This window comes from Mesorhizobium sp. P2_D6 (assembly GCF_056404315.1).
The window spans coordinates 33,106-46,731 of the sequence record NZ_JBFUEG010000011.1; the positions used below are offsets into that span (position 1 = coordinate 33,106).

12 protein-coding genes and 1 riboswitch are annotated in these 13,626 nt (G+C 63.1%); of the genes, 9 read left to right on the forward strand and 3 right to left on the reverse strand.

Annotated features, from left to right (window positions below; all coding sequences use genetic code 11):
• The first annotated feature begins 55 nt into the window (after positions 1–55).
• The 5 genes from AC1D1L_RS22290 (at position 56) to AC1D1L_RS22310 (ending at position 5,069) form a co-directional block, all read left to right on the forward strand.
• Positions 56–1,027, forward strand: coding sequence for a sugar-binding transcriptional regulator (locus tag AC1D1L_RS22290; protein ID WP_112565816.1), 972 nt, complete (start codon positions 56–58; stop codon positions 1,025–1,027).
• A gap of 93 nt (positions 1,028–1,120) precedes the next feature.
• The gene (locus AC1D1L_RS22295; RefSeq protein ID WP_477343611.1) at positions 1,121–3,175 is read left to right on the forward strand and encodes a bifunctional aldolase/short-chain dehydrogenase; all 2,055 of its coding nucleotides are present in this window, start codon (positions 1,121–1,123) and stop codon (positions 3,173–3,175) included.
• Positions 3,176–3,391: 216 nt separating this feature from the next.
• On the forward strand, positions 3,392–4,459 hold the full coding sequence (locus AC1D1L_RS22300; RefSeq protein ID WP_477343612.1) for a D-alanine--D-alanine ligase family protein: 1,068 nt from the start codon (positions 3,392–3,394) through the stop codon (positions 4,457–4,459).
• A gap of 77 nt (positions 4,460–4,536) precedes the next feature.
• Positions 4,537–4,794, forward strand: a complete 258-nt coding sequence (locus AC1D1L_RS22305; RefSeq protein WP_112565825.1) for a type II toxin-antitoxin system RelB/DinJ family antitoxin — start codon at positions 4,537–4,539, stop codon at positions 4,792–4,794.
• A gap of 2 nt (positions 4,795–4,796) precedes the next feature.
• The gene (locus AC1D1L_RS22310; protein ID WP_477343613.1) at positions 4,797–5,069 is read left to right on the forward strand and encodes a type II toxin-antitoxin system YafQ family toxin; all 273 of its coding nucleotides are present in this window, start codon (positions 4,797–4,799) and stop codon (positions 5,067–5,069) included.
• 79 nt (positions 5,070–5,148) lie between these two features.
• On the opposite strand, the gene AC1D1L_RS22315 is transcribed toward AC1D1L_RS22310, so the two are convergent.
• From AC1D1L_RS22315 to AC1D1L_RS22325, 3 genes are all read right to left on the reverse strand, one after another.
• Positions 5,149–6,201: a substrate-binding domain-containing protein gene (locus tag AC1D1L_RS22315; protein WP_477343614.1), complete on the reverse strand. Its 1,053-nt coding sequence runs from the start codon at positions 6,199–6,201 to the stop codon at positions 5,149–5,151.
• A gap of 46 nt (positions 6,202–6,247) precedes the next feature.
• A complete protein-coding gene (locus tag AC1D1L_RS22320) occupies positions 6,248–7,243 on the reverse strand; it encodes an ABC transporter permease (RefSeq protein ID WP_477343615.1) in 996 nt (331 codons plus the stop codon).
• A 66-nt stretch (positions 7,244–7,309) separates the two neighbouring features.
• Positions 7,310–8,821 (reverse strand): sugar ABC transporter ATP-binding protein, encoded by a 1,512-nt coding sequence (locus AC1D1L_RS22325; RefSeq protein WP_477343616.1) that lies wholly within the window; start codon positions 8,819–8,821, stop codon positions 7,310–7,312.
• A 137-nt stretch (positions 8,822–8,958) separates the two neighbouring features.
• Here AC1D1L_RS22325 and mtnK point away from each other — a divergent pair, with 137 nt between their 5' ends.
• The 4 genes from mtnK (at position 8,959) to fba (ending at position 13,441) form a co-directional block, all read left to right on the forward strand.
• Positions 8,959–10,227, forward strand: a complete 1,269-nt coding sequence (mtnK, locus tag AC1D1L_RS22330; protein WP_477343618.1) for an S-methyl-5-thioribose kinase — start codon at positions 8,959–8,961, stop codon at positions 10,225–10,227.
• Positions 10,224–11,318 (forward strand): S-methyl-5-thioribose-1-phosphate isomerase, encoded by a 1,095-nt coding sequence (gene mtnA / locus AC1D1L_RS22335; RefSeq protein WP_477343619.1) that lies wholly within the window; start codon positions 10,224–10,226, stop codon positions 11,316–11,318. The genes mtnK and mtnA overlap by 4 nt, the downstream gene beginning before the upstream one ends.
• Before the next feature lie 204 nt (positions 11,319–11,522).
• Positions 11,523–11,667, forward strand: a riboswitch (FMN riboswitch).
• 77 nt (positions 11,668–11,744) lie between these two features.
• Positions 11,745–12,218, forward strand: coding sequence for a 6,7-dimethyl-8-ribityllumazine synthase (locus AC1D1L_RS22340; protein WP_477343620.1), 474 nt, complete (start codon positions 11,745–11,747; stop codon positions 12,216–12,218).
• A gap of 158 nt (positions 12,219–12,376) precedes the next feature.
• Positions 12,377–13,441, forward strand: coding sequence for a class II fructose-bisphosphate aldolase (gene fba / locus AC1D1L_RS22345; protein WP_013532928.1), 1,065 nt, complete (start codon positions 12,377–12,379; stop codon positions 13,439–13,441).
• Positions 13,442–13,626 lie beyond the last annotated feature (185 nt).

Sequence of the window (13,626 nt, forward strand, 5' to 3'; positions counted from 1 at the left end):
CATGCCGGTTTGACTTTTGTCGAGAGCCGTGACTAATGTCAGCCGAGGAGACGGCATGGCGATCCGACCGGCAGAACAGCTAATTCACAAGGCCGCGTGGCTCTATTATGCCCATGGCCTGCGCCAGGACCAAGTGGCCAGCCAGCTTAACATTTCCCGCGCCTCGGTCGCCATGTATCTGCGCAAGGCGCGCGAGACCGGCATCGTCAATATCTCGACCTCGACGCAGCTGTTCACCGACGACGTGCTGGCGCGCCAGCTCGAGGACGCGCTCAAGCTCGACGCCGTCTGGATCGCGCCGGAGAACGACTATGTCCTCGATCCGTCAACCGACATTGCAGTGCTGGCGGCGAGCGTCTTTCTCGAACTGGTGAAGAAGGGCGACCGCATCGGCGTCGCCTGGGGCCGCACCGTCTACACCATCGCCGACGTCATGTCCTATGCCGATCTGCAGGACGTCACTGTGGTGCAGCTCTGCGGCAATCTCGGCGCGCCCTATTCCTACCGTCCCGACCAGTGCACGATGGAGATCGCCCGCCGACTCAACGCCAAGGGCCTGAATTTCTACGCGCCGCTGGTGCTGACGACGGAATTGCTGGCGCATGGGCTGCGCGCCGAGCCGGTGATCCGCGAGCAATTGGCCGATATCGGCAATTGCGATCTGGCGCTCTATTCGGTCGGCACCGTCGACGCCGACAGCCATGTCGTCAAATGCGGCGCGCTAAGCCCCGGCGAGATGGGGGTGTTGCGCGAGGCGGGGGCCGCCGGCGTCATCGCCGGCCAGATCATCGATGCCGCCGGCAAGGCGCTCGATTGCAGCTATAACCGCCGCGTCATCTCAGCCTCGCTGTCGTCGCTGCGCCAAATCGAAAAGCGCCTGATGGTGGTGCAGGAGGACAGCAAGTTCGAACCGCTGTTGGCCGCGCTCGCCGGCGGGCTCTGCACGCATCTGGTGGTCGGCGCGCGCATGGCGCAGCGGCTTCTCGACCATGCCGGAGCCAGTGCGGGGGCAAAAAAGGCTTCCTGACAAACGAAATCCTGCAGCCGGCGCATTGTCATCAAGGCGTCGTGGCATTCCTGTTCACAGCAACATCAAAGACAGCAAAGCGGACATAGCGACATGAAGAACCTTTGGAATGATGGCGAGGCGGAAAAGCTCGTTGCCGACTATGCGAAAAAGGGCGTTGCCCGCGACCTCGCGCTGCGCGTCTACACGACCCGGCTGCTCGGCGGCGAGCCGCGGCTGGTGCTGCATGGTGGCGGCAACACCTCCTGCAAGACCAAGGCGACCGACCTTGTCGGCGACGAGTGGGATGTGCTGTGCGTCAAGGGCAGCGGTTGGGACATGGGCGTCATCGAGCCGCAAGGACTGCCGGCGGTGAAGATGGGCGCGCTCTTGAAGGCGCGCTCTCTCGCCAGCCTCGCCGACGAGGACATGGTGGCGCTGCAGCGGGCGAACCTGATCGATCCTGCCTCGCCCAACCCTTCGGTCGAGACGCTGCTGCACGCCTTCCTGCCACACAAATTCGTCGACCACACCCATTCGACCGCGATCCTCGCCATCGTCGACCAGGAAGACAGCAAGGCTCTGATCAAGACGGTGTTCGGCGACAGAATGGGCTACGTGCCCTACATCAAGCCGGGCTTCGACCTCGCCAAGGTGGCGGCCGATGTCTACGACGCCGACCCGAGCGTCGAGGGCCTGATCCTCGACAAGCACGGCATCTTCACCTTCGGCGACGATGCGAAGCAGGCCTATGACCGCATGATCCACTATGTGAACGTCGCCGAGGATTATGTGGCGAAGAACGGCAAGCCGCAGCCTGCGAAGGCAGCGCTGCCGGCAAAGCTCGCAACGCCGGCTGCCATCGCACCGACGCTGCGCGGCGCGGTGGCGGTATCGCGTGGCGAAGGCCGCTTCGATCGCATGATCAGCGATTTCCGCACCTCGGACGCGATCGTCGATTTCATCAACTCGGCCGGCATTGCAGACTTCGCCGCGCGCGGTGTGTCGACCCCCGATCTGTCGATCCGCATCAAGACCGGGCCGATGGCGGTGCCGGCGCCGGACGCCGACAAGGCCGGCGACTACAAGGCCGTCATCAAGAGCCATGTCGACGCCTTCGCCAAGGAGTATCGCGCCTATTTCGAAACCAATGACGCGCTGGACGATGTCAAGCGCACCATGCTCGACCCGATGCCGCGGCTGACGCTGGTGCCGGGCCTCGGCATGTTCGGCCATGGCCGAACGCTGAAGGATGCGAAGATCGCGTCCGATGTCGGCGAGATGTGGATCGAGGCGGTGCGCGGCGCCGAGGCCGTAGGCAGCTTCCATCCGCTGTCCAAGGCCGACCTCTTCCCGCTCGAATACTGGTCGCTGGAACAAGCCAAGCTTGCCTCGAACAAACCGAAGCCGCTGACCGGCCAAGTGGTGCTGATCACCGGCGGCGCCGGCGCGATTGGCGCAGCGACGGCCAAGCTTTTCGCCGCCAATGGCGCGCATGCGGTCGTCGTCGATCTCGACGCGGCAAAGGCTGCAGAAGCTGCCAAGGCGGCCGGCAACAATTCGATCGGCGTCGGTGCCGACATCACCAACCCAGCCCAGATGCGCGCGGCCTTCGACAGAGCGGTCGCCGTCTATGGCGGCGTCGACATTCTGGTCTCCAACGCCGGCGCCGCCTGGGAAGGCCGCATCGGCGAACTCGACGATGCCCTGCTGCGCAAGAGCTTTGAGCTCAACTTCTTCGCCCACCAGTCGGCTGCGCAAAACGCGGTGCGCATCATGCTGGAACAGGGCACCGGCGGCGTGCTGCTGTTCAACACCTCCAAGCAGGCGGTCAATCCCGGCCCGAAATTCGGTGCCTATGGCGTGCCGAAGGCGGCGACGCTGTTCCTGTCCAGGCAGTATGCGCTCGACTATGGCGCCTACGGCATTCGGTCCAATGCGGTGAATGCCGACCGCATCCGCTCCGGCCTGTTGACCGACGCCATGATCGCCAGCCGTTCGGGCGCGCGCGGCGTGTCGGAGAAGGAATACATGTCCGGCAATCTGCTCGGACAGGAAGTGACGGCTGACGACGTGGCGCAAGCCTTCCTGCATCACGCGCTGGCCGAGCGCACCACCGCCGATGTGACGACGGTGGACGGCGGCAACATCGCGGCGGCTCTGCGCTGAACTTAGCCTTGGGGCGGTTCATCGTTTCCCCAAAACGGCGAACCGCTCCACCTTCCGGTCTTGACGGACGCGGAAAACCGCTTTCGCATTTCGTGCTGAAAAACTGCTTGAGCCGGTCAAAATCCCACTCCAATCCTTTGCTTATTGCTCAACCAGTTTAAGGGGCATTTCGTGTTTCGCACACGAGTTCCAACCCTGACCCTTGTGGAGATATCGATGGCAGCGAAAAGACTTCGTATCGGCGTGCTCTTTGGCGGGCGCTCCGCCGAACATGAGGTTTCGCTGCTTTCGGCAACCAATGTCATGCGTTCGCTGGAGCCGGCGAAATACGACGCCGTTCCCATCTTCGTCACCCGCGAAGGCCAATGGCTGCTGAGCGAATTCAAGGACGGCGCGCTGGCGACGCCGTCTGACGGCACAGAGCTCTGCCTGGTGCCCGGAGGACAAGGACGGATGCTGGCTATCCCTGCCAAGGACGCACCGCACGACCTGCCTGATATTGATATCCTGTTTCCCGTCCTGCACGGACTGCACGGCGAGGACGGCGCCGTGCAGGGGCTGGCCGAGGTGGCGCGCGTGCCGCTCGCCGGCTGCGGCATCTTCGGCTCGGCCGCCGCGCTCGACAAGGATGTCGCCAAGCGACTGCTGAAGGCGGCCGGCGTGCCTGTCGCGCGCTCGGTGACGATCGAGGACGGTGCAGTCCCTCCGCTCACGGCGCTTGAAGACCAACTCGGGCTGCCACTGTTCATCAAGCCGGCACGGCAGGGCTCGTCCGTCGGCGTCGCAAAGGTCAATGGTAGCCAGGAATTCGAGCGGGCGCTTGACGAAGCCTTCCAGCACGATCGTAAGCTGCTGGCGGAGGAATTCATTCGCGGCCGAGAGATTGAATTCAGCGTTCTGGAGAGCCTTGAAGGCGAGCTCTTCGTCTCCCGTCCGGGCGAGATCGTGCCGGCGGACAGCCACGGCTTCTACAACTACAATGCCAAATACCTCGACGAGAATGGCGCGGCATTGATGGTGCCGGCGCAGCTGCCGCCGGAGGTCGAGGCCGCCATGCGCGACATGGCGGCAAAGGCGTTCAGGGCCGTCGGCTGCGACGCGATGGCGCGCGTCGACTTTTTCCTGATGCCGGACATGACGTTCGTGATCAACGAACTCAACACCATCCCCGGCTTCACCGACATCAGCATGTACGCCAAGGCAATGGCGGCAAGCGGCGTCAGCTATGCCGAAGTCATCGACCGGCTGGTGGCGCACGGCCTGGCGCGCGCCAAGCGGACATGATGAAGGTCAGCTTTCAGTCCCGCTTGCAGTTGCCAAACTTTGTAGCTACATTGTGGCCTCATAAAAGGAGTCACGACATGGCTACTGATTCAGTAGTTCGCGCTCGGATAGATGCCGCGACAAAAGATCAGGCGACTGAGGCGTTGGCGGCGATGGGATTGTCCGTCTCCGATGCCATTCGCCTGCTTCTGGTGCGCGTAGCCGCTGACAAGGAATTTCCCTTTCCCGTGAAAGTGCCCAATGCAACCACGCGAAAGGCCATGGCCGAGTTGGAAAAAGGCAAAGGCAAGCGCTTCTCCTCAGCTGACGAGTTGTTCAAGGATCTTGGACTTTAGGTATGCCAGTTCCCATTCACTCCGGGCAATTTCGCCGGGATGTGAAGCGCATGGAAAAGCGCGGCAAGAACCTTGGCAAGTTGCGCGATCTGTTAGGGCTGCTCATCGCCGGGCATGACCTGCCCGCGGCGTATAAGGACCATCCTCTGAAAGGCGACTGGAAAGCCTTTCGGGACGCGCATATCGAACCGGACTGGCTGCTGATTTACCGCGTTGTCGGCGACGAATTGCAACTTGCTCGTACAGGTTCGCATTCCGACCTGTTCAACGAGTGAACCCTGCGGAAAAGCCGCCCGCAGCGTGCTGCTGCAAAGCGGCTTCGTATCAATCCCACCAGACGTAGAATGCCGAACGCTACTTCGCGTTCGGGTTCGGCATCCAGGCGGGCATCGCGACATCGGCATGGGCGAACTGCGGCAGCTTGGCCGACAGGTCTTCCATGTTCTTGATGTCCTTGTCGATCAGGTCCTTCTGGGTGATCAGCGTCGGCGGCACGATGACGTTGTGGCCGGGATCTTCACCGGCCAGCAGCTGCGCCAGCGCACGCACCGAGACCTGGCCGACGACGGCCGGGTTGGTGGCGGCGGTGGCGGCCCAGGCACTGTCGGTCTCGCGCATGGCGACAATATCCGAGGTCGAAATGTCGGCCGAGTAGATCTTGATCTTCTTGTTCAGCCCCGCCTCGTCGACGGCGATCTTCACACCCTTGGCGAATTCGTCATAAGGCGCGAACATCACATTGATATCGGGATGCGCCTGCAGCACCGAGCGCGCCTGGTTGGCGACCGAGTTGGCGATCGGATTGTCGAGCGTGCCGAACATCGCGACTTCCTTGATGCCGGCATACTTCTTCTTGACGTCGACCCAGGTCTCGTTGCGGCGGTCGAGCGGCGCGATGCCGGCGACATAGACGTAGCCGGCGTTCCAGCTCTCGCTATTGTCCTTGACCGCCTGTTCGAGCGCGAGCCTCGCAAGGTCCTTGTCGGACTGTTCGACTTGCGGGATTTTCGGGTTTTCGACATTGACGTCGAAGGCGACAACCTTGATGCCGGCATCGACCGCGCGCTGGGCGGCATCCTTCATCGATTCCGTCAGGCCGTGCTGGATGATGATGCCCTGCACGCCAAGCGCGATGGCCTGGTCGACCATGTCGGACTGAAGGGCGGCATCCTGGCGGCTGTCGAGCACGCGCAAATCGATGCCGAGCGCCTTCGACTGCGCCTCGACGCCCGAGAGATAGGCCTGGAAGAAATCGCCGGTCGAGAGATAGCGCACCAGCGCGATCTTGACGCCCGGCTTGTCGAACGGCGCCGGCTTGTCGGCGGCAAACGCCGGGACCTGCATCAGCATTGTTGCACCGGCGAGCCCGAGTGCGACCTTCCCCAGAAGTCTTCTTGTGATGTTCACTTTGTTTCCTCCACTTGTTGAACCCAAAACTGTTCCGGCCGCCGTTCTATCTCCTGCCCCGGCCGGAAAGGGCGAAGGTGAAGACAAGGGCGACGACGAGAACCACGCCCTTGACGAAATCCTGCGTGTAGTAAGGCGCGTTCATCATCGTCAGGCCTTGCAGCAAGATGCCGACGAACAGCGCGCCGACGGCGGTGCCGAAGGCGTTCGGCTTGGCGGCGCCGAGCACCGCGTAGCCGATCAGCGCCGCGGCAACCGCATCGAGCAGCAGATTATTACCCGAAGCGATGTCGCCGCGTCCAAGCCGTGCGGCGAGCAAAATACCGCCGATCGAGGCAAAAACTCCTGAAATGACGTAGGCCCAGATTTTGTATGCCTTGACAGGCGCGCCGGCGAGTTCGGCGGCGCGTTCATTGGAGCCGACGGCATACATCATGCGGCCGAAACGCGTGTATCCGAGGAAGAACCAGATCAGCACGGCAAGCACGATGAGCACGACCACCGAGACCGGGATGAGGTTCGGAATGAAGAAGTCGAAGCGGTGGCGGCCAAGCGCTAGGAAGGCGTCGGCAAATTTGCCGTTGGCGACGGAGCCGTCGGGCATGGTCATGCCGGTGGCAATGGAGCGGCCTTCGGTCGGGATGCGCTGCAGGCCGACGAGCAGGAACATCATGCCGAGCGTCGCCAGGAGATCGGGCACGCGCATATAGACGATCAGCCAGCCATTGATCAGGCCGACAATGGCGCCAATGAGCAGACAGACGACGACGGCGACGACGACGTTCTGCTCCAGCACGACCATGACATAGGCGGCCGCCATCATGGCTGAGGTCGCAACCGAGCCGATCGAGAGATCAAAGCCGCCGACAACCAGCGTGGCGGTAACGCCGAGCGCCAGCACGCCGGTGATGGCAACCGACTGGAAAATGAAGACAGCACTTTGCGGCGAGACGAACCCGTCGGCGGCGATGGCGAAATACGCGATCAACCCGAACAAAAGCACGATGAAACCATAGCGGATGGCGTAGTCGCGCAACGTCATTCAGCGCCCGCCGTCTTTACCCAACTCAAACCCATGCGCTCCATTCCAATTCCCATGGTTCTTTGCTCAGGCCGCGCTGTGCAGCGGCCCGCCCGCGACCTCGGCCAGCAGGCGATCGAGATCGACATCGGCGTTGCGGTGTTCACCGACGATAGTCTGCTCCGACATCACCAGGATACGGTCGGCGGTCTCCAACGCCTCGTCGAGCTCGGTGACAAACAACAGCGTGGCGCGGCCATTGGCGCTTGCCCGCAGCTTGGCAGCAATGTCGCGCCTGGCCGAGATATCGACACCCTGGAACGGCTCGTCGAGGATGAACAGTCTCGCGTCCTGCGCCATCCAGCGCGCCACCATCACCTTCTGCTGGTTGCCGCCCGACAGCGTGGTCATTTCATCCTTCTCGGAACGGCAGACGATGCCGAGGTCCTCGATCTGGCGGCGGGCCGTGGCACGCTCGAGGCCACGCTTGAGAACGGCGAAACGCGACATGCGTTTGTGGAAGGGCAGGCTGATGTTTTCCTGGATATTGAAGCCACCGACAATGCCGTTTTCGCCGCGATCCTTGGCGACCAGGAACACGCCCGCCGCGATGGCCTCGCCTGTCGACACCGGCGCGTAGGGCTTGCCGTTCAAATTCATAGTGCCGGCGAGCGGCTTGCGCAGGCCGAACAGCGTCTCGGCCAGTGCGGTCTTGCCGACGCCGACGAGGCCGGTGACGGCAACGACCTCGCCATCGCCAAGCGTCAGCGAGAATGGCCGGGCGCTCGGCGCGATGCGCAGGCCCTCGATGGTCAGGATCGGTTTGGCCGAATTCCTCGCTTCGATCCGGTCGAGATGGATCTTGCGGCCGAGCATGGCGTTGACCGCGCCTTCATAGTCGAGCGGCTTGGTATCGAAGACGCCGGAGATGACGCCATCGCGCATCGAGACGATGCGGTCGGCCAGCCGCCTGATATCCGACATGCGGTGCGAGATGTAGAGGATGGCGACGCCCTGCTCGCGCAGCCGATCGAGCAGCGAAAACAGCCTGTCGGCCTCGGCGCTGGACAGCGACGAGGTCGGCTCGTCGAGGATCAGCACTTTCGGCTGGTGCGCCATGGCGCGCGCGATCGCCACCATTTGGCGGTCGGCCAGCGACAGATCGCTGACGCGGGCCCTGAGGTCGATGGCGAGTCCCATGCGGTCGGCGACCGCCCTCGCCTCCCGGCGCACGCGGCCAGGGTTGAACAGCAGCGGCGCGCCTTTGCCACTCAACCGGTCGAGCGTCAGATTGGTGGCGACATCGAGATCGGCGACAACGCCGTCATTGATATTCTGGTGCACGGTGACGACACCGGCGCGGATCGCTTCGGCCGGCGTGTTCGGCGCGAAGTTATCGCCGGCAAGGTGCATGGTGCCGCCGGCATGGTCGTAGACGCCGCTGATGATTTTCACGAGGGTGGACTTACCGGCGCCGTTGGCGCCCATCAGCACGGTGATCTCACCGGCATGCAATTCGAGCGAGACGCCGCCAAGCACCTCGATATGGCCGAAGGACTTCCTCAGGCCGTCCACGCGGAACACGGCATCATTGCCCATTCGTTCCTCCCTGACGATGACGCTATGGGCTATGTCATCAATTGTCAACTCGATTGACAATTGCCAGACAGCTTCCTAGCTTGGCCCCACCGCCATCACTCCACTATGATCGGAGCGACCAAGCGCGAGGGTGAGGAATGACTGGGAAATTGCCGTTCGAAGCACTGTCGGTGGAGACGCTTGCCACGCGCCTCGGCACGAACGAAGCGCTGTGCGCCAGGATTGGCAAAGGCCCCTGGAAGGTGCGCGAGGTCGGCGACGGCAATCTGAACCTCGTCTTCATCGTCGAGGGCGCCTCGGGGGCGGCCGTGGTCAAGCAGGCCCTGCCCTATGTTCGCCTCGTCGGCGACAGCTGGCCATTGCCGCTGAAACGCTCTTTCTTCGAATACCACGCTCTGACTCGCCAGGAGGCGCGCGCGCCGGGCTCGGTGCCGGCGATCTACCATTTCGATGAAGGCCAGGCGCTGATCATCATGGAATATCTGGCGCCGCCACACATCATTCTGCGCCGCGCCCTGATCGATGGCCGCCAGCTTCCGAACATTGCCAAGGATATCGGCCTGTTCATGGCCCGCACTTTGTTCCGCGGCTCCGATCTCTCCATGCCGACCAAGGACCGCAAGGCCGATCTGGCGCTGTTCGCCGACAATGTCGAGCTCTGCGGCATCACCGAGGATCTGGTGTTTTCCGACCCCTATTTCGACGCCAAGCTGAACCGGCATACGTCACCGCAGCTTGATGGCCTGGTCACCGAGTTGCGCACCGACCGCGACTTGAAGGTCGAAGCGCAGCGGCTGAAGCATATCTTCGCCGCCAATGCCGAGACGCTGCTGCATGGCGATCTGCATTCCGGCTCGATCATGGTCACCGACACCGAGACAAGGATGATCGATCCGGAGTTCGCCTTCTATGGTCCGATGGCCTTCGATGTCGGCATGCTGCTCGCCAATTTCTGGATGTCCTTCTTCTCGCAGCGCGGCCACGAACAGAACGGCAAGCGCGATGCCATGCGCGCCTATCTGCTCGGGGTGACGGCAGAGACCTGGACGGTGTTCCGCGGCGAGTTCTCAGCTTTGTGGCGCACGGAGCGCACCGGCATGCTCTATCAGAAGAGCCTGTTCGAGGATCAGGGCGACATTCTCGCCTCGGAGCAGGCGCTCGACCATGTGCTGCACCAGATCTGGACCGACCTGCTCGGCTTTGCCGGCATCGAGGTGCACAGGCGCATCCTCGGCCTCGCCCACAATGCCGATTTCGAGACCATCGAAGACGAGGATCTGCGCGCCTCCTGCGAGGCCAAGGCGCTGAAATTCGGCCGCCACATCGCCGTCAACCGGCGCCAGATCCTAGGCATGGACGAGGTCAACAATTTGGCCGCGCTGATCGAACGGGAGAGCAGGATTTGAACGTTGGCGAGCGCCATTACCGCACCATCTGGCTGAGCGACGACAAGCGTTCGGTCGAGATCATCGACCAGCGCTGGCTGCCGCATGAGTTCCGCGTGGAGACGATCGGCACGGTCGACGGCATCGCCACCGCGATCCGTGACATGTGGGTGCGCGGTGCGCCGCTGATCGGCGTCACGGCGGCCTATGGCGTCGCCATCCAGATGGCGGACGATCCTTCGGACGCAGCGCTCGACACTGTGTGGGAGACGCTGCACAAGACGCGGCCGACGGCGATCAACCTGCGCTGGGCGCTGGACGAAATGCGGCGCTCCCTCAGGCCGATCGCACCCGAGCAACGCGCCGAAGCCGCCTACAAGCGCGCCGCCGAAATCGCCGATGAAGATGTCGGGCTGAACCGGGCCATTGGTGAGAACGGTCTGAAAATCATCAAGGAGATCGCGGCGCGCAAGAAGCCGGGCGAGCCGGTGAACATCCTCACCCATTGCAATGCCGGTTGGCTGGCGACGGTCGACTACGGCACCGCCACGTCACCGATCTATCTCGCCGTCGAGGCCGGCATTCCGGTCCACGTCTATGTCGACGAAACCAGGCCGCGCAACCAGGGCGCCCAACTCACTGCCTGGGAGATGGCCGGCCACGGCGTGCCGCACACGCTGATCGTCGACAATGCCGGCGGCCATCTGATGCAGCACGGCGAAGTCGACATAGTGATCGTCGGCACCGACCGCACCACGGCCAATGGCGATGTCTGCAACAAGATCGGCACCTACCTCAAGGCGCTTGCCGCCGCCGACAATGATGTTCCCTTCTATGTCGCCCTGCCGTCGCCCACCATCGACTGGACGGTGGGGGACGGGCTGGCCGAAATCCCGATCGAGGAACGTTCGGGCGACGAGGTGTCGCTGGTCTGGGGCAAGACGGCGGATGGCAAGATTGCGCAGGTGCGCGTGTCGCCGGAAGCGACGCCGGCGGCCAACCCGGCTTTCGATGTAACGCCGGCGAGGCTGGTGACAGGGCTGATTACCGAGCGCGGCGTGGCGAAAGCCTCGCGCGAGGGACTGAAGGCGATGTTTCCAGAACGTGGGTAATCTCCCCCCTCGAGGGGGAGATGTCGCCAAAGGCGACAGAGGGGGTCGGTGCGTCCTGACGCGACCTCCCAGCACCGACAGATGACGCTAGCACTCCACGCGAAACGACCCCCTCTGGCCTGCCGGCCATCTCCCCCTCAAGGGGGGAGATTAGCGCTCCGACGAATTGACAACACCACCCTCACCCCTCCATATCTCCCCCGTTAATGTTCTCAGGGCGGGGTGAAAGTCCCCACCGGCGGTAAGAGTCTCGGCTCAAGCCCGCGAGCGCCTCTTGGCAACAGGAGGGTCAGCAGATCCGGTGTGATTCCGGAGCCGACGGTCACAGTCCGGATGGAAGAGAACGAAACGGAAGACGGACCGCTCGTGCGGGCCGGATTTCGTATCGTGCGTCCTGATTCTGGTTCGAAACGGAAGGATGGACCCATGAATCAGCATACCACAAGACACCAAGAAACTGTTCGCATCGCCGTCATTCGCGCGCGCTGGCACGCCGATATCGTCGACCAGTGCGTACAGGCCTTCGAGGCGGAGCTTGCCGTGCTCGGCGGCGGGCGCTTCGCCGTCGATGTGTTCGACGTACCGGGCGCCTACGAAATCCCTCTGCACGCGAAGACACTGGCTACGACCGGCCGCTACGCCGCGATCCTCGGCACCGCCTTCGTCGTCAATGGCGGCATCTATCGCCATGATTTCGTGGCCGGCGCCGTGCTTGACGGCATGATGAATGTGCAGCTGTCGACCGGCGTGCCGGTGCTGTCGGCGGTGCTGACGCCGCACAATTATCATGACAGCGCCGAGCATCACCGCTTCTTCTTCGAGCACTTCACCGTCAAGGGCAAGGAAGCGGCCAATGCCTGCCTGCAGATCCTGGCGGCACAGGAGCTGAGCGCGGCGTGATCCAATGAAAATGGCCGGATTTCAGCCCTGCAACAAGAATTGCGGCCTCCACGGCCGCTGACGGTTGCGGTTCTGGCGAAATCCGGCCAGAAGCATCTGGGCCGGCAACCAGCCGGCCCGCGACGTTGCGCTTGAAACCAGATACGGGAGACTATTGGGTGGCTCGCATAACACTGAGACAATTGCTCGATCACGCCGCCGAATATGGCTACGGCGTACCCGCCTTCAACATGAACAATATGGAACAGGGCCTCGCCATCATGGAGGCCGCCGAGGAGACCAAGTCGCCGGTCATCCTGCAGGCAAGCCGCGGCGCCCGCGCCTACGCCAATGACGTGGTGCTGGCCAAGCTGATCGACGCGCTGGTCGAAATCCACCCCGACATTCCGGTCTGCATGCATCTCGACCATGGCAACAATGAAGCCACCTGCGTCACCGCCATCCAGTACGGCTTCACCTCGGTAATGATGGACGGCTCGCTCAAGGAAGACGGCAAGACGCCGGCCGACTACGCCTACAACTCCGGCATCACCAAGCGCGTCGTCGACATGGCGCATTGGGGCGGTGTTTCGGTCGAAGGCGAGATCGGCGTGCTCGGCTCGCTGGAAAGCGGCGGCGGCGAGCAGGAAGACGGCCACGGCGTCGAAGGCGCGATCAGCCACGACCAGTTGCTGACCGATCCGGAGCAGGCGGTCGAGTTCGTCAAGGACACCCATGTCGATGCGCTGGCTGTAGCCATGGGCACCAGCCACGGCGCCTACAAATTCTCGCGCAAGCCCGACGGCGCGGTGCTGGCGATGAACGTGATCGAGGAAATCCACCGCCGCCTGCCCAACATGCATCTGGTGATGCACGGCTCGTCCTCGGTGCCGGAGGATCTGCAGGAGATCATCAACAAATATGGCGGCCAGATGAAGCCGACCTGGGGCGTGCCGGTGGAAGAGATCCAGCGCGGCATCAAGCATGGCGTGCGCAAGATCAACATCGACACCGACAACCGCATGGCGCTGACCGGCGCCATCCGCAAGGTGCTGACCGAAAATCCGAGCGAGTTCGATCCGCGCAAATATCTGACGCCGGCCATGGCCGCCATGCGCAAGCTCTGCAAGGAGCGCTTCGAGCAGTTCGGCACCGCCGGCAACGCCCAGAAGATCAAGCCGCTGCCGGTTGCTGAGATGGCCAAGCGGTACAAGTCGGGCAGTCTCGATCCGAAGTTTGGGTGAGCTGACGTCCCCTTCCCTTCCCCCCTTGTGGGGTGAGCAGCCGGTTCGCCAAAGGCGAATTCATCGTGCCAGTGGCACGATGAAAGGCCGGCGAACGCCGGGACGCTGCGAAGCAGCGGGGACCCGGCAGGGCACTTTGGCCATTGACCACCCGGCCCTTCGCAGGCTCAGGGCGTTCGAAGCTC

What these genes read in the sequence shown, in the direction of transcription:
- mtnK (WP_477343618.1), top strand. Translation starts at nt 8,959, where the DNA reads ATGACTGGGAAATTGCCGTTCGAAGCACTGTCGGTGGAGACGCTTGCC.
- AC1D1L_RS22300 (WP_477343612.1), top strand. Translation starts at nt 3,392, where the DNA reads ATGGCAGCGAAAAGACTTCGTATCGGCGTGCTCTTTGGCGGGCGCTCC.
- AC1D1L_RS22310 (WP_477343613.1), top strand. Translation starts at nt 4,797, where the DNA reads ATGCCAGTTCCCATTCACTCCGGGCAATTTCGCCGGGATGTGAAGCGC.
- AC1D1L_RS22295 (WP_477343611.1), top strand. Translation starts at nt 1,121, where the DNA reads ATGAAGAACCTTTGGAATGATGGCGAGGCGGAAAAGCTCGTTGCCGAC.
- AC1D1L_RS22305 (WP_112565825.1), top strand. Translation starts at nt 4,537, where the DNA reads ATGGCTACTGATTCAGTAGTTCGCGCTCGGATAGATGCCGCGACAAAA.
- AC1D1L_RS22290 (WP_112565816.1), top strand. Translation starts at nt 56, where the DNA reads ATGGCGATCCGACCGGCAGAACAGCTAATTCACAAGGCCGCGTGGCTC.
- AC1D1L_RS22320 (WP_477343615.1), bottom strand. Translation starts at nt 7,243, where the DNA reads ATGACGTTGCGCGACTACGCCATCCGCTATGGTTTCATCGTGCTTTTG.
- AC1D1L_RS22340 (WP_477343620.1), top strand. Translation starts at nt 11,745, where the DNA reads ATGAATCAGCATACCACAAGACACCAAGAAACTGTTCGCATCGCCGTC.
- AC1D1L_RS22325 (WP_477343616.1), bottom strand. Translation starts at nt 8,821, where the DNA reads ATGGGCAATGATGCCGTGTTCCGCGTGGACGGCCTGAGGAAGTCCTTC.